We start from the raw sequence: 19,222 nt of genomic DNA, 5'->3' as shown, positions 1-19,222 counted from the left end.
TACCTTGGGGTTGGCGCCGGCTGTGGTAACCCTGCGACTGGATCGGGGATGGGTCAGTCCATGGTGGTTCTATCCTGCTTGTTCTCCTATGAAGTTAACCCCGAGACGGGGGCTTCTTTCCGGTCTCAAGCCCGGATCGGGTCATCAGCGGATCCAGTTCGACCCCGCGCCCAGCTGCCCATTCCCGGTCCAGTATCGCGAAAGCGTACTCGCTTCCCCATGCTCCTTTGAAGAAGATGTTCTCGTGGAAATACGCCTCCCTCCGCATCCCCACCCGGTCGAGAAGCAGGGCCGCGGAATGATTGAGGGCATCGGTGACCGCGGTGAGGCGGCGGAGGTGCAGTGTCCCAAAAGCGTAGCGGAGCAGCCCCTGGACTGCCTCAAGGCCATAGCCGTTCCCCCAATGCTCGGGCGCGAGGGTGAACCCCAATTCGGCCATACTCGGTTCGGCGGCATCCACCTTCAATGCGAGGTCACCAATGAGGGCGCCGCCCTCGTGCTCCTCGAGGGCGAACTGGTACCACTGCCCCGGTACGCCCGGCAGGGCGTCGTGCATTGGGTCGATGAGGGCTCGGCCCTGTTCGATGGTGTAATTGCTCCAGCTTTGGTACCGCTCGACGTCGGGATGGGCTCGATAGGCCGTGAAGGCCTCAGCGTCCGCCGCAACAAACGGGCGGACGCGCAGACGGGGTGTTTCGAAATGGACAGGGATGGACCCTGATCGGGAGCTCTTGGTTATGGTCATTCCATCTTTCTCTCTGCATGACGGGTGGTTTTGCTGATAGCTGCTGCAGTTGCTGAGGGTGCCCCGGGTAAATAATGCACTGACTTGGCTACACCGCCGGGATGACAGAGGCCCGCCCGGACGCGCCGGCAATCAGATAGTCGCTCCATCGCTTCAAGGCCTGGGTGACCTCCGGATGCGCGAGTCCGTGCTGCTCCGCCAACCCGTTGGCCGGTCCGGTGGGATATCTGTCCGAGGCGAGGAAGCTTAGCGTCTCGGGGTCTGCGCCGGTGATGGCACGCGGCAGCCGCTTCACGATCCCGACGGGAATGCGCAGCCGCGGCACCCGCACGTGATGGTGCCGGCCGATCAGCCGCAGCAGCTCAGGGAGCACCGGGGTGCTGTCATCGAGAATCCAGTAGGACTTTCCGCAGGTCTCCTCCTGCATCGGCAACAGCGTCAGGAACCGGGCAAGGTAGTCAACGGTGACCACGGGCACGAACGTTTTCGAGTTGCCCGGCACGGCGGGCAGCCTGCCGGTGACCAGGTCGCGGACAGTGGTCGCCAGGCCCAGGACCTGGTCCGACTCACCGGTGACCGAGTGGCCGATAACCGAAGCCGGGTTGGCGATGGTCAGCGCCACTCCGAGATCCTCCGCGGCTGCCTGTACGACCGCGTCGCTTTCGACCTTTGACGCTTCGTAGGCGCCCAGGCGCTTGTACTCGTTCCTGAGCTTCTGCTCCGACCAGGGGACCGAGCCGGGCTCCTGTCCGCCCACCGAAGACCAGGGCGCGACGGTTGGTATTCAGGGATGGCTTCTTGGCGGTTCTCATGTGAGCTCCTCGTGGTTCTGCATGACCGTTCACGATCCAGAGTGTACAGCGTACACTCTGGAGGCGGATACCGGATGAGGTAGGTTCGCTCAATGAACGCCGGCGAATCAGCGAGTCCGGTACCGCCCGGACAGTGGTGCGACGATGGAACGGTGACTGCCGAAGATTCCACCCAGGCCCGCTCCACCGCCCTGACACGCTTCAGGCTCGCACCGAACTCCGGACCGATGAGCCTCGAGGGCACCAATTCGTACCTGATCGGTGCGGACAGTCACCCCGGGTCGGTCGTGGTGGACCCAGGGCCACTGGACGAGAAGCACCTTCAGGAGCTCGCCGCCGGTCCCGTGGAACTGATCCTGATCACGCACCGCCACGCCGATCACACGGCCGGATCCGTGCGCCTCCACGAACTGACGGGTGCACCCGTCCGCGCCGCCGACCCGGAATACTGCATCGGAGGACCACCGATACAGGGAGGCGAAGTCCTGTCCGTTGCCGGAACGGAAATCAGGGTGGTGGCCACGCCGGGACACACCTCGGATTCGATCTGTTTCCACCTTCCCCTCGACGGCCCGGCAGGGTCCGTCCTCACCGGGGACACCGTCCTGGGCCGCGGAACCACGATGCTCGATCACCCCGATGGCCGCCTCGGCGACTACCTGTCTTCACTGGACCGGCTCGAATTGCTGGGACCGGCCACGGTGCTGCCGGCCCATGGCCCCGTCCTGCCGGCACTGGACGCCGTTGTCCGCACCTACCGCACGCACCGCCTGGACCGCCTCGCCCAGATCCGCGCCGCCGTGACACAGCTTGGGCCCGATGCGGGAGTACGGCAGGTCACCGACATCGTCTACGCCGAAGCCGACCCGTCCGTGCGGCGGGCGGCCGAGAGCTCGGTGGCAGCCCAATTGGAATATCTCCACTCCCCTGCCTGACGGCCCGCCACCGATTAGTCCGGCTGCAGCGGTGCGGGTGCCGAAAGGCCGGATTCGATTCCCGCGGTGACGGCCAGCCCCTTGAACAGCAATCAGCCGGCGGGCCGTTGGCAGGCGTTGTTGCCTCCGCAGCCGGTGTACCTGCACCCAGAGACGGGCATGTCGTTGGTGCGGGTGACCTGTGTTTGAGTTAACGCCATGGCACCCCTGCACGCGGACGAAGTCGGGATCGGTGAAGAGACGGTGCGCCGGCTCATCGATCGCCAGTTCCCTGATTGGGAGCATCTGGCCCTCACCCCGGCCGGGCACGGCACCGACAACCGCATGTTCCGCCTGGGCGATGACCTGGTGGTGCGATTGCCGCGCACCTCCGGCACCGCGGTCGATGTGGCTAAGGAACAGGAATGGCTGCCGCGTCTGGCACCGTGGCTGCCGCTGCGCATTCCCGAGCCGGTTGCACAAGGCAGCCCCGATGTCGGCTATCCGTTCGCGTGGTCGGTCTACCGGTGGATCGAGGGCACCGCGTTGCATCCCGAACTCGTGGAGGATCTACCCCGGCTCGGCCGTGACCTAGCGGGTTTCGTCCGAGCACTCCACAGCGCGGAGTTGATGGGCGCTCGGCGGGAAGGTTCTCTGTTTTCCTACCGCGGCGGCAGTCTGCGGGACCGGTCCCGCGGGACGTTGGAGAACCTCGCTGCATGCCGTTCGCTGGAAGGACTCGAGCTGGATCTGGACCGCCTGACGTCCATCTGGGATGAGGCCGTCACCCTGGAGGAACCGCTGGTTCCGCATACGTGGATGCACACCGACCTCAAGCCGTCCAACCTCCTCGTCCGACACGGCGTCCTGGTGGGAGTGGTCGACTTCGGCGGCCTCTCCGTCGGGAATCCGACTTGCGAACATGCGGCAGGTTGGGATCTGCCGTTCGAAGCCAGGAAGGCGTACGCCGAGGAACTGGGCCTGGATGCCGAAGTGCGGCTGCGGGCCCGCGCGTGGGCGCTGACCATCGCGCTGGCGGGGGTCCCCTACTACTGGTCGACCTGGCCGGAATTCGCACGGGAATGCGCCGGCAGGCTACGAGTTATCGAGCAGGACCTCCACGCCTAGGCCGGCAGCCTTCCCATATTGGGCGGGGCCGATGACGTGGACAACGTGAAAAGCACGAAGCGGCACAGCTCGTCCCGCCGGCAGAGAGTACCCCGCCGCCACTCAGCTGTCGCGAAGGACATCTCTTGACAGGAGTACGGTGTACACCTTAGCGTTCTTCCTATTGAGTGTACGTCGTACACCTTCAGCCAAGGGAAGAATCATGAACCTGTCCAGACCGACCGCCGTCACCGCCGGAGTTTTTTTCCTGCTCACCGAGGTGGGCGCGATTGTGGGAGCCGCCCTTCACCGCCCGATCCTGACAGACACCGGCTACATCACCGGCGCAGGGGTGGATGACAGGATCCTCTTGGGCGCGCTTTTCGAACTCCTCTTGGTAGTTGCCGCCGTCGGCACCGCCGTGACGCTGTATCCGATCCTGAAGCGGCAGAGCGAGCGTCTCGCGCTGGCGTTCGTCGCGGCGCGCCTGCTGGAGGCGGCGGTAATTCTCATCGGGATCCTCAGCCTGTTGTCGATCGTCACGCTACGCCGGCAGTTCGCCGGAGACGCGGATACCGACCCTGACGTACTTTCCACCATCGGCTCCTCGCTGGTGGCCCTGCGCGAGTGGACGGTCCTGTTCGGGCCGAACTTCGCCCTCGGTGCCGCCTCGCTGCTGCTGGCCGCGCTGATGTACTCGTCGCGCCTGGTCCCCCGTCCGATCGCCGTGCTCGGGCTGGCCGGCGGGGCATTGATCTCCCTCTCCGCGGTCGCCGTCATGTTCGGTGCCTATGGGCAGTTTTCCACCGTTGGTCTGATCGTCGCGCTCCCCGTGTTCGCCTGGGAGCTGAGCCTGGCCGTGTGGCTCATCGTCAAGGGCTTCCGCCCGGTGAACATCCTCACAACCCCTGCCGACGATTCCGGCCTCGCCTCGGCCGTCCGGTGAGGGCTGCGGCAATCCGGCTCTTCGGATCTTCGGAGGTGCTCGAGGCCGCGAAGCACAAATGTCGGCCCCACCCCGAGAGGCCAGGAACGGATCGAGCAGCACTACCGGATTGCCCGTCGGTTCTACACGCCCAGCAGAGAGGCCTACATTGGCATGGCACTGTTTTACGAGGAGAACGAGGACATGCGTAGATTCCATAACGGTTACCACGAGGACATGGTCGAATTCCTGGTCACGGCCATCACCAAGTACGCGCAGGCCCGCCTGTGAAAAGCAGCACCACCTTTTGGGGTTCTGGACCGGGGTTGGAGTGGATTCGGTTGAATGTCGAACTTGTGGTCAGGAGGGAAAGCTCGTAGTGAAGACCGAATGGAGCGGGGACACTGAACTTGTGCGCGCCGCCGACCGCGCATTCCGGTCGAAAGCGCCCGCGGCAGCAGTGGCGGTAGTTACTCCCCAGCGTGAGATGACAGCGACGGTGGGTTCCGGCCATCAGTCATCTTTCGAAATTGGGTCGATCTCGAAGGCGCTCACCGGCATGTTGTACCGGGATGTGACCGAGCGCGGCCTCGTGGCACCGACGACAGTCCTTCGCGAGGTGCTTCCGCTTGAGGATCACGGCGAGGTTGGCTCCGTGACCCTGGGTTCCCTGGCTACTCACCGCTCCGGTCTCCCCAGCCTGCCGCCAGGGATGCACCCACTGCGCCGAAACCTTAAGTTCTTGATCCGAGGTGAAAACCCTTACGGTGATTCGCTGACCGATCTCCTGGACCAGACGCGCAACTTGCGCCTTGGCGTCCCTCGGCCCAGATACTCGAACCTGGGTTTTCAGTTGCTCGGGCACGCCGTCGCGACAGCCGCAGGGAGCACCTACGAACGACTCCTGCAGGAGGTCTTGGGTGCCGGGTTCTCGACTCCCGCGCACGCGGAGGACCTCGGGCGCGCGGATCTAAAGGGATTCAGTCGATTCGGACGCCCGCAGTCCGCATGGGTGGGTGAAGCCGTTGCGCCGGCGGGAGGCGTCCGCGCGACCATAGGCACCATGCGCGGCTTCCTTCATTCGGTCCTCGACGGGACAGCACGGGGCCTTTCCGCCCTCGAGCCGGTTGCGGAATTCACCCCTCGGGTCCGTATCGGTGCGGGGTGGATCACGCTCGAGCATCGGGGCCGCGAGATCACCTGGCACAACGGCGCCACCGGGGGGTTCAGCAGTTGGATCGGACTCGACCGAGACGCCGGAACCGGAGTTGTGGTGCTTGCGGCGGCTCACAGGTCTGTCGACAGGCAGGGGTTTCGGCTTCTGACGGAATTCACTAGGACTTCCGAATCCAGAAGGTGAAATCGTACCCGTCAACCCGGGCTGGATCGAAGCTACCTGGACCTGCAGGCCAGCCATGGTGGGTGTTGTTAAGCTCAGGCGATGGACCAGTCAACATACCTGCGTGATCTTTTCGGCTTGAATGGGCGCGTAGCACTCGTTACAGGAGGAAGCTCAGGGATTGGCAAAGCCATCGCCCTGGCACTCGGCGCAGCGGGTGCCCATGTGCTCGTCGCTGCCCGGACCCGTGTGACGATCGATGCCGCGGTCAGGGAATTACGTACGGCCGGGGGCTCCGGTGATGGCATCGTCGCGGACCTCTCGACCCGCCAGGGGGCGCACGCTCTTGCCGGTGCTGCCGGAGATGTCGACATCCTGGTGAATTCGGCCGGTATCAATCTTCGCCCGTCTATGCCCGAGCTCGATGAGGCCACCTGGGACGCAACCATGCAGGTAAACCTCGAGGCACCATTCATCCTCGGCCAGCGACTCGCCCCGGGCATGGCGGAACGCGGTTTCGGGCGAATCATCCACATCAGCTCCCAGCAGGCACACCGTCCGTTCGCTTCAAGTGGCGCCTACGGGGTGTCGAAAGCAGCAATCGAGGCCCTCGCCAGGTCGCAGTCTGAAGCATGGGCACCATGTGGCGTTACCGCGAATGTGCTGGTGCCGGGTTTCGTGCAGACCCGCTTGAATCAGCGACTCAGTTCAGACCCGGGCACCGTCCGGACATTGGCTGCACGCACACTCATCGGACGGAACGGCGTGCCGGAGGACTTTGCCGGAGCAGCCGTATTCCTGGCCAGCACCGCCTCGGCGTACGTCGTTGGACAGTTAGTCATCGTCGATGGCGGATTCTCGGTCCACTAGCTTCGTCCGGTGATGAATCGGCTTACGGGCGGCAAGCGTCCGGTGCTGCTGGAGTGAGCCGTTGCAGAAATCCTGCAGTCCGGCACCATTGAAGCCCACCACCGGGACGGTGATGGGCTTCAATGGGCTTGCCGCGGTCGGGCGGTGGCTACTGGGCGGTTCCCGTGGGAGCCAGGAAGGTGCGCAGTACCTTGACCAGTTCCTCGGGTGTCTGTTCGGCGACCCAGTGGCCGGCGCCGGGGATGACGGCGGTCTGCACCTGCGGGGCGGCGGCCTTGATGCCCGCCGCGGCTGCCGGCCCCCAGCTCTTCTCTCCACCGATGCCGATGACGGGGATGGTCAGCGGGGTCTTGGCCCGTTCGGCGTTCTGCGCGACCAGGGCGTCCCACTCGCGGTAGAGCTCGAAGCTGGCGCGGAGGCTGTCCCTGTCGTGGTTGTACTGCTTGACGTAGTACTTGATCGCGTCCTCCGGCGGGGTGTACCCGCCGCCCTGAATCCGGTACTCGTAACGGTAAAACTCCTCGGCACTGTTGCGGACCAGGTTCACGATCAGTTCGTCGTCCACCCGATTGAAGGGGATGTGCCAGAGCCGGTTGTTGGTCGGCTCATCGGTGAACAGCGGCGGGCCGCCCTTGGTGATCCCGGGAGGGCCTGGAACCTCGACCCCGGCGAAGCGCTCGACCCGGTCGCGGTGGTCCGCGGCCAGGGCATAGCCGATGAAGTATCCGGTGTCGTGGCCGACCACGGAGAACCTCTCATGGCCCAGTTCGGTCATGAGCGCGGCAAGGTCATCGGCCAGGGTGGCCGTGTCGTATCCGTCGGCGGGCTTTTCGGTCAGACCGATGCCGCGCTGGTCGACGGCGATCACGGTGTGGCTCTCGGCCAGCGGCTGCATCACCGAACGCCACGCGTACGAGTCCTCCGGCCATCCATGCACCAGCAGCACCGCCGGACCCTCACCACCGACAACCGCGTGCTGGCGGATGCCGTTGGCCTCGACGAAGCGGCTCTCGAAGGTGTCGCTGAAGCCTGCAGGCAGCTTCGGCCCGCTGGTCACCCAGCTCTCCGGCCCCGGTTTGGAAGCTGAGGCCCCGGTCGACACCGAGCCGACCACGAGCGCGGCGGCGATCGCCGCTGCGGCGCCGATCCACCTGCGTCGTGCACGCCGGGCGGGACGCTGCGACGTTGCGTGGAGATTTTCCTGATCTGAATCGGAAGCAGGGTTGGGCATAGAGGCCCCTTTCTTGAGACTCACCGAAGGTTATGGAGGTTGTCGCCGGGAAGATTCGCTCCCTGCCGGCGGAAGAGTGAGGAGATGACTTGAACCAATGCCCGGCGCTGGTGCGCCGGGCATCGGCCGCTGCGGAGGCTAGGAGGCAGGAGGCGGCAACGGTCCTAGCCCCCGAGCCGGGTGGGGTTAGATGCGTCCGGGGAAGCGGGTGGTGATTTCCTGGAGGATGAATTCGTTGCCGTCGGGGTCGTTGAATATCGCGAAGGAGAAGTAGCTGGCGCGCTCGGGGGCCAGGCCCGGGGTGCGCCCTTCCTTGTTGACGCTGGGGATCCCACCCTGGGCCTCGTGGAAGACCTCGGTGATCTCGATGCCGCGGGCGGCGATGTCGGCGCGGGCCGCCTCGACGTCGTCAACGACAAGGTAGGTGCCGCGGGTGGAGCCGGGGGCGGCGTCGGTGAGGCCGTTGCTGATGATGAAGGAGGCCGGGGATCCGGTGGGGGTGTAGTGCACGGCCCGGAAGCCGCCCTCGCCCTGGATGTCGACGTCGAGGCGCCAGTCGAGCTTGTCGTAGAACGCCTTGGCGCGTGCGACGTCGGAGACCGGGAGGACGGCCAGTTCGAACTTGTAGTCCACTTTCATTCCTTACAGGGTGGGGGGTGGGGGGCGTGCTGTGCGGGGTCCGGGGATCTCCCCGGTACTCCTGATTTAGGATCATGTCATCCTGTATGTGTATCAACCCGGTGGGGCCGGAGATAATTCCCCGGGCAGGGAGGACAGCCGCCGGCCATTGGTCTGCACGGCCATGAGTGGCCGTTAGGGTAGTCAACAGGGGGAAGGAAGAAGGTGTACGTGAATACAGCACACTGGACAACCAGTCGCTTGTTGAGTACCGCCGCCCGATTGAACGAACATCACCAAAACCGGCGTTTGACGGACTTGGACATTAGCCATGCTGGAGCAACCACGTTGAAGGCACTCGCAGACAGTGGCCCGGTCAGCCAAACCGATCTTGCCGCCCTCGTTCATGTTCAGGCCCAGACCATGGGCAAGGTTCTCGAGAAGCTCGAACTCAAGGGACTGGTGTTGAGGGCCCGCAACACACGGGATGGGCGCTCAATGCGCACCCGCATCACGAACCGTGGAAACACGGTCGTACGGGCCATCGATGACCTGGCTAGGGCCTCCGCGCAATCATCGGGGTTGTCGGACCAGATTCTGCGGAAAGGACTGATCACCATCATCACCCGCCTCGAAGCCGCTCCTGCCTGACGAGAGACAGTTACGCAGACCCTCCGGGTTTCATCATGCCCGGGACTCGGCGGTACCCCGGCCCGACGTCGAAAATCCACTCACGAACAGGAGCCCAAAACTTCCGGCTCCTCGGCCACCGCCCGTCTTGCCGTGAGACGCACCTCGTCCCTGATAGGTTCGGGCGATGGATCGGTTACGTGTCGTCATCAGGCCGCCGCTGGAGCGGGATGCCCGCAGTTTGGCCGAGGTGCACGCAGCAGCGTGGCGCGCGGCTTACCGGGGTGTGATGACCGATGAATACCTCGACGGAATGGACGTTGAGCGGATGACCGAGGGTTGGCGCCGCGGCATTATTGTTTCGACACAGCGAATGGCACCCCTGCTTGCCGAGGTTTCAGGTGAAGTGGCCGGCTTCGTGATCGTGGGCCCGCCCGCCGCGGACGACGAACCCGGGACGGGACAGCTCTATGCGCTCAACGTGCACCCGAACTGGTGGGCCCAAGGAATCGGATCGGCGCTATTCGCCGCCGCCGAACAAAACCTGCAGGATCTCGGATACGAGCGGGCTTTCCTCTGGGTTGAGAAAAACAACCACCGCGCCATCGGTTTCTACACCACCCGCGGATGGAAGCCCGACGGCGGGACCCTGGAAGACACCCGGTTCAACCCTCCAGTAATGGAGAGCCGCCACAGCCGGACCTTCCTCTGAATACGTTTCCCACCACTTGACGCTAGCCCGAGACGCGCTCCTCCCGCTTCCGGCCGGCGCGGGCGGCGAGGTAGAGCAGCGACCCGACCACCACGTAGGCGATAGCACCGAGCCAGATGATCCCGGACTGCTGGGCCAGCAGCACAATGCTTGCGATAGTCGCGAGGATCGGCACGATCCGGGGCACCGAGAAGTGGTCGTGCTCGACCTTGTCCTTCTTGAGGACGAGCACACTGACATTGGCCGACAGGAACACCAGAAGCAGCAGCAGCACGGTGGTCTCGGCCAGTGAGTTGACGTTTCCGGCGAGGGTCAAAATGATCGTCAGGACGGCGACGACGATGATCGATACAAACGGCGTGCGCCGGTTCGGCAGCACGCGGCAGAACGCATCGGGAAGAAGCTTCGCTTCCGAGAGGCCGTAGCCGACGCGGCTGGCCATGACCATGAACAGCAGGGTGCCGTTGGCGATGGCCACCAGCGCGATCAGGCTGAACAGCCAAAGCGGGATTCCCACTCCGCTGGCCCGCACCACGTCGAGCAGCGGACCGGTGGATTCCGCCAGTTCGGCCGGAGGCAGGACGATGACCGCGCCAAGTGCGATCAGGAGGTAGACGACCGCCGCGGTGCCGATGGCTCCGAAAAGGGCACGGGGGTATGCCCTGGAGGGATCGCGCACCTCCTCGGCCATGTTGGCGGCTGCCTCGAAGCCAAGGAAGGAGAAGAACGCAATAACGGATGCCGCGAAGGCACCGCCCAGTGGCGACACGTCCGGGGCGAATTCGAGAAGCCTGGCTGGTTCCCCGTTACCGCTGCCGAGCACGATGGCGGCGACCACGATGACGAGCACAAGGCCGGTCACCTCGATGATCGACGCGACGAGGTTTGCGCCGAGAGATTCCCGGACGCCGCGGAGGTTGATCAGCGTCAGCAGGATGATGAAGACCACCGCCGCCGGGGCGGCCGGCACGTCGATGAGCGCTGCCAGGTAGTCGCCGGCGAAGGCATTCGCCAGAGCCGCAGCCGTGGTGATGCCCGAGGCCATCATCAGGAATCCGACGAGGAACGACACATAGGGAACCTTGAAGGCGCGCTCGGCGTACCGCGCGGCTCCACCTGCGTGCGGATACTTGGTGATCAGCTCCGCGTAGGTCCCCGCGGTGAGGAGCGCAACCACCAGTGCGATGAGCAGCGGCAGCCAGATCACGCCCCCGACGTCGGCGGACATGGAGCCCACAAGGGTATAGATACCCGCCCCAAGGGTGTCGCCCACGATGAACGCGAACAGCAACGGCGCCCCGACCGCCCGCTTCAGTCCGCCGTGTGCACCCGGTTCGGTCGTGCTGGTTTCAGTCGCCATCGCACCATTGGAGTCCTTTTTACGCCGTGGTGCAACAAACTGTGAGACAGCTCGGTCAGGAAAGTCTCCCCAAAGGCGTGATCGCGTGCGCAACCCGCGGAGGAACCTCAGTCGCATGACCGCCGCCGGCCTCATGCCGCGGTTCATTGATTGCTGACAAGGCGGCTCGGCGACTCAGGTTCCGGCCCGAGGCCCCGCGAGCATCTGACTGACGCATGGGTCGTCGCTGGAGGCGTCCGGAAGATCCAGCGCCGCCGCGATAGTCATGAGCATCCCGTGGGCCCAGAAGCCTTGCACGCGCTGCGCGTCGGCGCCGGACATGTCGAGAACCGCGCGATAGAGCCCCAAGTAGTAGCCGCGGATCACAGAACCCAGTTCGGGGACGTCGGCGGCGGCGAACCCGTGAGTCAGCACGAGGAGTTGCTCCCTCTCGCGGAGGAGCTCGCTGTAGGCCTCGCCCATTGCCGTGAGCGGGTCTTCCACGTTTGCCTTGGCCGCCACATCGAACCGTCGTTCGATACGTTCATAGACGAGTTGTGAGACATCCACGAACAGGGCCTTCTTGCTGCCGAACAGCTTGAACAGATATGAGTGCGCTATTCCGGACGCTGCCGCGATGCGTGCGGTCGACGCGCCGGCGAATCCGTGGCGCGCGAACTCACCGGTGGCAGCGGCGAGGACGGCCGTGCGCCGTGCATCTGCGGTTGAGAGAGAGCGTGGTGAAGTCATGACCTAATACTACTTGAAAGAGTGACTGGTCACTCTCTACACTCATGTATGGACACTTTTCCTTATCCAAGCGTCGATGGCACTCCTCCCGACGCATCGAGATTGGTGGTGGCGGTCACAGGTGGCACGGGCCGTCAGGGAGGTGCCGTGGTGAGGCACCTGCTGCGGGCCCGGGCGTCGGTCCGTGTGGTGACCCGCGATCCTCATTCCGGGGCGGCTCAAGCCCTGCAGCGCGCCGGCGTTGAGCTGTTTCAGGCCGACCTCACCCGCCCGGGAGGCCTCCGCAGCGCATTTGATGGAGCCTCCGGCGTGTTCTCGGTGCAGGACTATTGGGGCGCCGGCGTCGGACGGTCCGGCGAGGTGGCCCAGGGCCTAACAGTTGCAAGGGCTGCCCGCGAAGCGGGCGTGGAGCACGTGGTGCAGTCGACGATGGCGGACGCACCCGCCGGCTCATGGCTTCCCGACCACTTCACGAGCAAGCGGGAGATCGAGAAGATCATTGACGACATGGGGCTGCAGCGTACGTTCCTCGGGACCGTCTTCTTCATGGACAACTTCGGCGACCGTCGTTCCGGCGGCTCCCTGTTGATCCCGATGCTGGCCGGGACGCTCTCGTCGACCACCAAACTTCATCTGCTCGCCGTCGATGACATTGGTAGGATTGCAACGCTTGCCTTCCTGCATCCGAATCGCTTCGTCGGCGGGAAACTGAATCTCGCCGGCGACGAACTGACGGTCGGGCAAATACGGGCGAGATACAGCCGCAGCACGGGACGACGCCTGCCGCGGTGTCGGATCCCGACCGTCGTGGCACGGCGGCTGAATCGGGAATTCACCACCCAGTTGCAATGGCACGAGCAGGTCAACTTCTCGTTCGACGACCCTCCGCCTGCTGAAATACCGGCGCTGACCACATTCGAGCAGTATCTGACCCACCATGGACCCAATCGGGCTCCGGCCGCTGCGGAGTCCACTGACCGGGCAGCCTCATGATGGCCGCCCACGAACAGCGGGTGGTGAGCACCGCGCTCGCGGAGCTGGTGACTGAAATTCACAGGGCACACGCCGACGCCCCCACCCTCGTCCTGACTCACGGCATCTTCATGGACTCGACCCTGTGGAACGATGTGGTGCCAGGGTTTCGGGATTGCAATGTGATCCTCATCGACGGCCCTGCACACGGCCGGAGCAACGCGCCCACGCATGCGTGGTCCCTCCACGAGCACGTCGAGAGCGTCCTCGCGGTCCTTGACGCCTATGGGCTCGACCGCGTGGTCCTGGCTGGTCATTCCTGGGGTGGAATGGTGTCGGCCCGCCTTGCATTACATCATCCGGACCGGGTTGCCGCCCTCGCCCTCATCAACACGCCCCTGACGCGCGCCCAGGGCATTGCGAGGGCCGGTTTCCACCTGCAGCGGGCCCTGCTGCTTGCGACAGGATCAACCCGGTTCTTCGCGCGACGGGCAGCTGCCACGCTCTACGAGCCGGCGATGTTGACGGCACAGCCGGACTTGGTTGACTCAATGGTTGACCGTCTCACCAGCCGTCGAGGTCGTGATCTTGCGCGCTCACTCGACGCGGTGATTCTTCAACCTCCAGCCTTGGTCGGTGAACTCGCAGGCCTCCAAATACCCGTGTCGATCCTTGCCGGCGCTCATGATTACGTTCTGCCTCCCCGCCTCCGGGAGAATCTCCGCACCGCTGCGCCCCGTGCGACGGTCACCATCAGCAGCGGGGGGCACATCAGCCCCCACGAGGACCCAGCGGCCGTGGTGCGGGCAATCCGCGACCTGCTCCATCGGGCCGGCCCGAACACGCCGGAATAGCGTTCCCCGATCAGGATCAGTCCCGGCCCCGAGCAGTGGAGATCAAACGCGGTGCCGGTGCCATCGGCCGAACGGACATACTCGGACATGGGAGCCCTCTGCGGTAGGTCCTGCGGGCATCGACTCGATCAGCCAACACCGCAGTGCTCACAGGTCGGGTTCGTAACCGATGAGCCAGTGGAGTCCGTGGCGGTCGATGACCTGCCCATCGGAAGCTCCCCAGGGCTTCGGGCCGAGGGGGTCGACGACCGAGCCGCCGGCAGCGAGTTTGTCGAACCACTCATGGAGAACCGCCGGTTCGGCGGCCCCCAGCAATGAGAGCATCATGCCTTCGACCCGGACGCTCTTTTCGCCCGCTGCCGCATCCGAACCAGCCAGAGCGACAACGCCGTTGAGTACTCCGTGAGCTATGGCATCCCGGGGGCCATCGCTGCGCCCGAAGTCTTCGTACGTATACAAGGAAAGCTCTCCGCCGAAAACCTCAGCATAGAAGCCGAGCGCCTCACGCGCGCTGCCGGGGAAGTTGACATAGATCTGCGGCGCCGTCATGCGCACAGCATACAGACACCCGCCCTCCCTGCGGGTGCCGTTCGGGCCACGCCAATAGCTACGGCAATGGCATCCTGAAGTGGCAAAGAGATAAGCCACCTGGAGGGTCCGGCGGACCCGACCCGCACAACGCTTGAGTGAATCCTCAGGCGGCTCGGTCCACGCGTGAGCGCCGTAGGAGGTACACGAAGTACGGGGCGCCCACGAGCGCTGTCATGATGCCGGCAGGGATCTGTGCGGGGGCGATAGCCGTCCGGCCAATCACATCCGCGAGGAGCACGGTGCAGGCTCCGATCAGCGCTGCAGCGGGGAGCACGCGGACGTGCCGCGCGCCCACCAGACTGCGGGCGGCATGCGGTGCAACCAGTCCCACGAAGGCGATCACGCCCACCGACGAGACCGCCCCGGCCGTGAGCAGGACCGCTGTGGCGAGCAGCAGCAGCCGGGAGCCGGAGAGCCGGACGCCCAGCACGCGCGGAGAGTCATCGTCGACCGCGATCAGGTCGAGATCACGCCGCAGGCCTGCCAGCACGGGCAGTGCCACAACGAGCGCCACAATCGGAGGCAGGATGGATCCGAAGGTCCGCCCGTAGGTGGAGCCGGAGAGCCAGGTCAGGGCCTTCGTCTGGTTGAAGGGGTCGGTGCTCACCAGAAGGACGGTGATGATCGCCGCGAGCCCGGCGGAGACCCCAATGCCGATCAACACCAGGCGGTTCTGCTGCAGCCCGGCGCGGAACGCCAGTCCGAAAACCAGCAGCGCCGCAACCGCCGATCCCGCGAGCGCCGACCCGGTGATCAACCATGAACCGGCCAGGGGGACCGTAGTGATGACGAGGATCGCCGCGAGGCCACCGCCTCCGGAAACGCCGAGGATGCTGGGCTCCGCCAAGGAATTCCGGGAGACTGCTTGGATCAAGGCGCCGGCGACCGCGAGCGCCGCTCCGGCGAGCACTGCAGCCATCACGCGCGGCATCCGGGTATCCAGAACGGCGCTGACGCGGTTGCCGGACCGGCCGGTGAGCCAGTTGGTCAGGTCCCCGAGCAGCAGTTTCGCATCACCCAGCAACGAACCGGCCACCAGCAACCCGACCAGGAGCACCATCAGGCCAAGCAACACTGCGAGGAAGAACCTGCGCGAGCGCACGCGCGCCAGAGCGTCCCCGGCGACGCTCAGGCCGGAATCGGACATCCGCAGTGCCAGGATCACCAAGAACACGGCACCGAAGACGGTGGTCACCGCTCCTGTCGGCACCTCCACGCCGGCCTGTGCGCCCAGGACCACTCGGACCAGGACGTCGGCTCCAATGACCACCACCGCACCGGCGAGGCCGGACATGGGCAGTAGCGCCCGGTGCCGCCCCAGGCCGCGGACGCGGGATGCAAGCAGGCGCACGATGGCCGGTGCGCACAATCCCACGAATCCGATGGGACCTGCGATCGTCACCGCTGAGGCGGAGAGGACGACGGCAAGGACGACGGCGCTCACGCGGGCAAAGCGGGGATCCGCCCCTGCCAGGCGGGAGGCATCCTCGCCCAGGCCGAGGAGATCGAGCCGGCGGGAGAGGAAGAACAGTCCTGCGGTGGCCGCCACGACCACCGGTGTGAACTGCAGCAGTTCGTCGGGCCGGGATTGGGCGAGGCTGCCCTGGCCCCACGCGTAGAGACCGGTGGTCTCCTGGCTGAAGAGCAGCAGCAGCGCGCTGGTGGCCGAGTGCAGCCCCAAGGCAAGCGCTGTCCCGGCCAGCACCAGGCGGATGGGACCATTGCTTTTGGCGCCTGCACCGGACAAGGCAAGCACCAGTATCGCGGCGGCCAGGCCGCCAGCGAAGGCGAGACCGCCGGACAGCAGGGCGGGGAGGGCCGCTCCGAAGGCTGCAGCCGCGACAATGGCAAAGTGGGCGCCGGCGTTGACCGCAAGGGTGTCCGGGGATGCCAGGACGTTGCGTGTGGCCGACTGCAATGCAGCCCCGGCCGCCCCCAGCGCCACGCCCACGAGGATCCCTGCCAGCAGCCGGGGGATGCGTGAGGCGATCAGCACCGCGGCCTCCTGATCGGAGCCGCCGCCGGACAGCAGGCCCAGCAGTTGGACGGGGCCGACGTCGGCCGTGCCCTGAGTGAGGTGGATCGAGGAGAAGAGGACCAGGATCACCAGTCCGCACCCGGCAAGTACGGCGACCCAAGGCCGCCCCCGGGGCCCCGCGGCTGACGGCGCGGGAGCACCCGCCACGGCCGTCGGTACGGTCGTGGCGGGCCGGGCACCCGCAGCGGCCCTCTTCACAGTCTCGGTCATGACGCGGTGGCGTTACTTGGTCAGCGCCGCGGTGATGGCCTTGACGTACTGGGTCATTGAGGCTGGGCCGCCGAACATCCAGATCCCGTCGTCAAGGCGGTGCACCTGGCCGGATTCAACGAACGGCAGCGACTTCCACACGGCATTGTCGGCCAGTTCCTCGGTGAAGTCGCCATCGGCGTCGTTGGTGATGTAGACGAAGCTGTCGGCGTCCAGTGAGGTCAGGCCCTCGACGTCGGTTGAAGCAAGCCCATAGGCCGGGTCCCCTTCCAGCGTCCAGGGCGTGTCCAGGCCGAGCTCGGTGTTGATGTCGGTCAACAACGCGCCTTTGGTGAAGGGTCGGATGGAAACCTTTCCGTCAGCGACCCAGCCATCGGCGAAAGCAACCCGGGACCCGGCCAGCCCTGCCTTCCCGAGGGCATCCTTTCCTTCGGCAACGGCCGCGTCGAACGCCGCGATGGCCTCGTCGGCCTTGGCCTCAGTGCCGGTCGCTTCAGCGACGAGCTTGAGGTTCTCTTCTGCCTGGTCGATCTGCCGGCTGGCATCGGCGGACTTCACGACAATGACGGGGGCAAGATCTTCAAGCTGGGTGATGACGGCATCGGCCAGGTCGGTGGTTGCGACGATCAGGTCCGGGTCCAGGGATGCGATGGTGTCGAGGCTGGGTTCGCCGCGGGTGCCGATGTCTGTGGCGGTGCCATCCAGCTTGCCGGCCGTGACCCAGGCGTTGTAACCCTTGATGTCGGCCACACCGACCGGCTGGACACCGAGGGTTGCCAGGTTTTCGACAACGTTCCACTCGGTGCCGACCACGCGCTCTGCCGGGCCGTCGAGCTCCACGTCGACGCCGCGTGCGTCGGTCAGGGTGACGGAGTCTCCGCCGCTGGGGCTGTTCGAGGCAGAACCTGCGGGGTCTTCAGTTGTTCCGCAGCCGGTCAGCAGCAGCGCCAGGGCCGCAGTGGTGGCCAAGGCCTTATGGATCTTCATGAACGAATTTACCTTTCGGTGTGGTGGTTGGGGCTGTGGCTGTACCGTCCGACGGCGCGGGTGCGCAGCCTGCCGGTCAGCGGGTCGGTATGGGTGACGATGGGAATGGAATAGACGTCGCTGAGCAGGTCCGCGTCGAGTGCCTCGTGGGCCGGTCCGGCGGCCGCGATGCGGCCCTTTGAGAGCACCACCACGTGATCGGCAAGTGCGGCGGCCTCGTCGAGGTCGTGCAGCACAACACCGATGGCCACCCCGTGCAGGCGGGCAAGATCGTGAACCAGGTCGAAGATCTCCACCTTGTAGCGCAGGTCCAGGTGGTTGGTGGGCTCGTCGAGCAGCAGCACCGAGGTGTTCTGCGCCAGGCAGCTCGCCAGCCAGACGCGCTGCAGCTGGCCGCCGGAGAGTTCGTGGACGCCCCGGCCCGCAAGGTCGGTGATGCCGGTGAGGCTCATGGCGCCCTCCACGGCCGAGGGCCCCTCAGGGTCGGCGGCACGCCACCGGCCCCGGTACGGGTGCCGACCGAACTCGACGACATCCCGGACACTCAGCCCGTGCGGCACCGGACGGCTCTGCGACAGCAGAGTCACATGCCGGGCGAAGTCGCTGCGCTTCATCATCAGCGCATCAGCAGCTTCGCCGTCGACGGACCGCACTCTGACCGTTCCGGAGGATGCCGCATGCAACCGGGCAAGTGCCCGCAGCAGGGTTGACTTGCCGCTGCCGTTGGGCCCCACGAGGGCGACGATCCGACCTGGCTCCAGCTTCACCCCTGCGCCATGGACCACGTCCCTGTCCCCATAGCGGAGCACGAGGTTGCTGGCCTCAAGTCCCGCGGGTTCCCTCATCTCAATCACATTTGAACATTAGCTTAGGCTTACCTTATTGCTGTAAATGGCAGTGGATGCCAGCCCTGATCGCACGACCGGCAGGCGGTTACCGCCTCCCCCGGCAGGCCAAAAAAATTCGCACCTTCCCAGCAGACAGACTGGTCAGTCCGTGATTAAATGAGAACGCCCTCCCGCCTCCGCAACGGGCGGGCACCGAATCGGCTCGAACCGAATCGGTGGTGCCGGCGCCGAGTCGTCCCCCAACGTTCTCGGGGCCGGCACCAACCCCGCAGGCCGCCGTTCCTGGCCCCGCCGCAGCTGAACAGTCCCCCGCCTCGGACTACGCCCCTTGGCGCGCATGGCAGCGATCAACGGCCCGCCCGAGAGCACCCCTTGTTGCAAGCGCCCAAACAGCTCAAGGTCCCGCTAGTAACAATGGTCCCGCCTGCCCCTTCCCTTGAAGGCTCCTTGCTGCGACATTAGGTAGGTAATCAAATAATAAGGGTGCTTTCATTGTTGATCGGATAGACAACCAATCCAGGTGCTGAAGTGTGTCGAATCACCTTGGAGGACACAATCGACGTGTTCACACCCGCACCATTAAGGAAACGGTCTCAATGAACAAGAACATGCGGCTTCTCGCAGTACCCTCCCTCGCCCTCGGCATGCTGGCCCTCTCCGGCGCGCCTGCCATGGCAGCGGACGGCTCCTATTCCTCGACCCTGGGTCAGCTCAACGGCAGCACCGGCGC

20 protein-coding genes are annotated in these 19,222 nt (G+C 65.4%); 10 read left to right on the top strand and 10 right to left on the bottom strand.

The window, feature by feature from the left end; genetic code table 11:
• Window positions 1–94: 94 nt before the first annotated feature.
• Window positions 95–745, bottom strand: coding sequence for a GNAT family N-acetyltransferase (locus AC4D2R_RS17360; protein WP_490941348.1), 651 nt, complete (start codon window positions 743–745; stop codon window positions 95–97).
• Between the two features lie 88 nt (window positions 746–833).
• A complete protein-coding gene (locus tag AC4D2R_RS17355; RefSeq protein WP_490941347.1) occupies window positions 834–1,502 on the bottom strand; it encodes an SDR family oxidoreductase in 669 nt (222 codons plus the stop codon).
• Window positions 1,503–1,709: 207 nt separating this feature from the next.
• Between AC4D2R_RS17355 and AC4D2R_RS17350 the strand changes: the two genes are divergently transcribed.
• The 6 genes from AC4D2R_RS17350 to AC4D2R_RS17325 all read left to right on the top strand — a co-directional run bounded on the left by AC4D2R_RS17350 (window position 1,710) and on the right by AC4D2R_RS17325 (window position 6,712).
• Window positions 1,710–2,492, top strand: a complete 783-nt coding sequence (locus AC4D2R_RS17350; protein ID WP_490941346.1) for an MBL fold metallo-hydrolase — start codon at window positions 1,710–1,712, stop codon at window positions 2,490–2,492.
• Between the two features lie 198 nt (window positions 2,493–2,690).
• Window positions 2,691–3,599, top strand: coding sequence for an aminoglycoside phosphotransferase family protein (locus AC4D2R_RS17345; protein ID WP_490941345.1), 909 nt, complete (start codon window positions 2,691–2,693; stop codon window positions 3,597–3,599).
• A gap of 202 nt (window positions 3,600–3,801) precedes the next feature.
• On the top strand, window positions 3,802–4,524 hold the full coding sequence (locus AC4D2R_RS17340) for a DUF4386 domain-containing protein (protein WP_490941344.1): 723 nt from the start codon (window positions 3,802–3,804) through the stop codon (window positions 4,522–4,524).
• A gap of 3 nt (window positions 4,525–4,527) precedes the next feature.
• Complete coding sequence (locus AC4D2R_RS17335; RefSeq protein ID WP_490941369.1) at window positions 4,528–4,794, top strand: TipAS antibiotic-recognition domain-containing protein; 267 nt, start codon at window positions 4,528–4,530, stop codon at window positions 4,792–4,794.
• 88 nt (window positions 4,795–4,882) lie between these two features.
• Complete coding sequence (locus AC4D2R_RS17330; protein WP_490941343.1) at window positions 4,883–5,863, top strand: serine hydrolase domain-containing protein; 981 nt, start codon at window positions 4,883–4,885, stop codon at window positions 5,861–5,863.
• Between the two features lie 81 nt (window positions 5,864–5,944).
• Complete coding sequence (locus AC4D2R_RS17325) at window positions 5,945–6,712, top strand: SDR family NAD(P)-dependent oxidoreductase (RefSeq protein ID WP_490941342.1); 768 nt, start codon at window positions 5,945–5,947, stop codon at window positions 6,710–6,712.
• 148 nt (window positions 6,713–6,860) lie between these two features.
• Here AC4D2R_RS17325 and AC4D2R_RS17320 read toward each other — a convergent pair whose 3' ends face one another.
• Complete coding sequence (locus tag AC4D2R_RS17320; RefSeq protein ID WP_490941341.1) at window positions 6,861–7,943, bottom strand: alpha/beta fold hydrolase; 1,083 nt, start codon at window positions 7,941–7,943, stop codon at window positions 6,861–6,863.
• 186 nt (window positions 7,944–8,129) lie between these two features.
• Window positions 8,130–8,576: a VOC family protein gene (locus tag AC4D2R_RS17315; protein WP_490941340.1), complete on the bottom strand. Its 447-nt coding sequence runs from the start codon at window positions 8,574–8,576 to the stop codon at window positions 8,130–8,132.
• A gap of 333 nt (window positions 8,577–8,909) precedes the next feature.
• Between AC4D2R_RS17315 and AC4D2R_RS17310 the strand changes: the two genes are divergently transcribed.
• Complete coding sequence (locus AC4D2R_RS17310; protein ID WP_490941339.1) at window positions 8,910–9,212, top strand: MarR family winged helix-turn-helix transcriptional regulator; 303 nt, start codon at window positions 8,910–8,912, stop codon at window positions 9,210–9,212.
• A gap of 166 nt (window positions 9,213–9,378) precedes the next feature.
• Complete coding sequence (locus AC4D2R_RS17305; RefSeq protein WP_490941338.1) at window positions 9,379–9,903, top strand: GNAT family N-acetyltransferase; 525 nt, start codon at window positions 9,379–9,381, stop codon at window positions 9,901–9,903.
• Between the two features lie 22 nt (window positions 9,904–9,925).
• Here the strand turns inward: AC4D2R_RS17305 and AC4D2R_RS17300 are convergent, their stop codons facing one another.
• Together AC4D2R_RS17300 and AC4D2R_RS17295 are read right to left on the bottom strand one after the other, a co-directional pair.
• On the bottom strand, window positions 9,926–11,263 hold the full coding sequence (locus AC4D2R_RS17300; RefSeq protein WP_490941337.1) for an APC family permease: 1,338 nt from the start codon (window positions 11,261–11,263) through the stop codon (window positions 9,926–9,928).
• Between the two features lie 174 nt (window positions 11,264–11,437).
• A complete protein-coding gene (locus tag AC4D2R_RS17295) occupies window positions 11,438–11,992 on the bottom strand; it encodes a TetR/AcrR family transcriptional regulator (RefSeq protein ID WP_490941336.1) in 555 nt (184 codons plus the stop codon).
• Between the two features lie 48 nt (window positions 11,993–12,040).
• Between AC4D2R_RS17295 and AC4D2R_RS17290 the strand changes: the two genes are divergently transcribed.
• Both AC4D2R_RS17290 and AC4D2R_RS17285 read left to right on the top strand, forming a co-directional pair.
• Window positions 12,041–12,985, top strand: a complete 945-nt coding sequence (locus AC4D2R_RS17290) for an NmrA/HSCARG family protein (protein ID WP_490941335.1) — start codon at window positions 12,041–12,043, stop codon at window positions 12,983–12,985.
• The gene (locus AC4D2R_RS17285) at window positions 12,982–13,818 is read left to right on the top strand and encodes an alpha/beta fold hydrolase (protein ID WP_490941334.1); all 837 of its coding nucleotides are present in this window, start codon (window positions 12,982–12,984) and stop codon (window positions 13,816–13,818) included. The genes AC4D2R_RS17290 and AC4D2R_RS17285 overlap by 4 nt, the downstream gene beginning before the upstream one ends.
• A 147-nt stretch (window positions 13,819–13,965) precedes the next feature.
• On the opposite strand, the gene AC4D2R_RS17280 is transcribed toward AC4D2R_RS17285, so the two are convergent.
• The 4 genes from AC4D2R_RS17280 to AC4D2R_RS17265 form a co-directional block, all read right to left on the bottom strand.
• On the bottom strand, window positions 13,966–14,367 hold the full coding sequence (locus AC4D2R_RS17280) for a VOC family protein (RefSeq protein WP_490941333.1): 402 nt from the start codon (window positions 14,365–14,367) through the stop codon (window positions 13,966–13,968).
• 145 nt (window positions 14,368–14,512) lie between these two features.
• Entirely contained in the window at window positions 14,513–16,657 is a 2,145-nt protein-coding gene (locus tag AC4D2R_RS17275) for an iron ABC transporter permease (protein WP_490941332.1), read from the bottom strand.
• 12 nt (window positions 16,658–16,669) lie between these two features.
• Entirely contained in the window at window positions 16,670–17,644 is a 975-nt protein-coding gene (locus AC4D2R_RS17270) for an ABC transporter substrate-binding protein (protein ID WP_490941331.1), read from the bottom strand.
• Between the two features lie 8 nt (window positions 17,645–17,652).
• Window positions 17,653–18,489: an ABC transporter ATP-binding protein gene (locus AC4D2R_RS17265; RefSeq protein WP_490941368.1), complete on the bottom strand. Its 837-nt coding sequence runs from the start codon at window positions 18,487–18,489 to the stop codon at window positions 17,653–17,655.
• Between the last annotated feature and the right edge of the window lie 733 nt (window positions 18,490–19,222).

It is taken from the genome of Arthrobacter sp. TJ-217 (assembly GCF_058269255.1).
The sequence above is the reverse complement of the archived record's forward strand: the minus strand, read 5'-3'. Positions and strand labels throughout refer to the sequence as shown.

Excerpts from the sequence above, each read along its gene's own strand:
- AC4D2R_RS17360 (WP_490941348.1), bottom strand. The coding sequence starts at position 745 with ATGACCATAACCAAGAGCTCCCGATCAGGGTCCATCCCTGTCCATTTC.
- AC4D2R_RS17345 (WP_490941345.1), top strand. The coding sequence starts at position 2,691 with ATGGCACCCCTGCACGCGGACGAAGTCGGGATCGGTGAAGAGACGGTG.
- AC4D2R_RS17340 (WP_490941344.1), top strand. The coding sequence starts at position 3,802 with ATGAACCTGTCCAGACCGACCGCCGTCACCGCCGGAGTTTTTTTCCTG.
- AC4D2R_RS17325 (WP_490941342.1), top strand. The coding sequence starts at position 5,945 with ATGGACCAGTCAACATACCTGCGTGATCTTTTCGGCTTGAATGGGCGC.
- AC4D2R_RS17320 (WP_490941341.1), bottom strand. The coding sequence starts at position 7,943 with ATGCCCAACCCTGCTTCCGATTCAGATCAGGAAAATCTCCACGCAACG.
- AC4D2R_RS17305 (WP_490941338.1), top strand. The coding sequence starts at position 9,379 with ATGGATCGGTTACGTGTCGTCATCAGGCCGCCGCTGGAGCGGGATGCC.
- AC4D2R_RS17300 (WP_490941337.1), bottom strand. The coding sequence starts at position 11,263 with ATGGCGACTGAAACCAGCACGACCGAACCGGGTGCACACGGCGGACTG.
- AC4D2R_RS17295 (WP_490941336.1), bottom strand. The coding sequence starts at position 11,992 with ATGACTTCACCACGCTCTCTCTCAACCGCAGATGCACGGCGCACGGCC.
- AC4D2R_RS17290 (WP_490941335.1), top strand. The coding sequence starts at position 12,041 with ATGGACACTTTTCCTTATCCAAGCGTCGATGGCACTCCTCCCGACGCA.
- AC4D2R_RS17285 (WP_490941334.1), top strand. The coding sequence starts at position 12,982 with ATGATGGCCGCCCACGAACAGCGGGTGGTGAGCACCGCGCTCGCGGAG.
- AC4D2R_RS17280 (WP_490941333.1), bottom strand. The coding sequence starts at position 14,367 with ATGACGGCGCCGCAGATCTATGTCAACTTCCCCGGCAGCGCGCGTGAG.
- AC4D2R_RS17275 (WP_490941332.1), bottom strand. The coding sequence starts at position 16,657 with ATGACCGAGACTGTGAAGAGGGCCGCTGCGGGTGCCCGGCCCGCCACG.
- AC4D2R_RS17270 (WP_490941331.1), bottom strand. The coding sequence starts at position 17,644 with ATGAAGATCCATAAGGCCTTGGCCACCACTGCGGCCCTGGCGCTGCTG.
- AC4D2R_RS17265 (WP_490941368.1), bottom strand. The coding sequence starts at position 18,489 with ATGAGGGAACCCGCGGGACTTGAGGCCAGCAACCTCGTGCTCCGCTAT.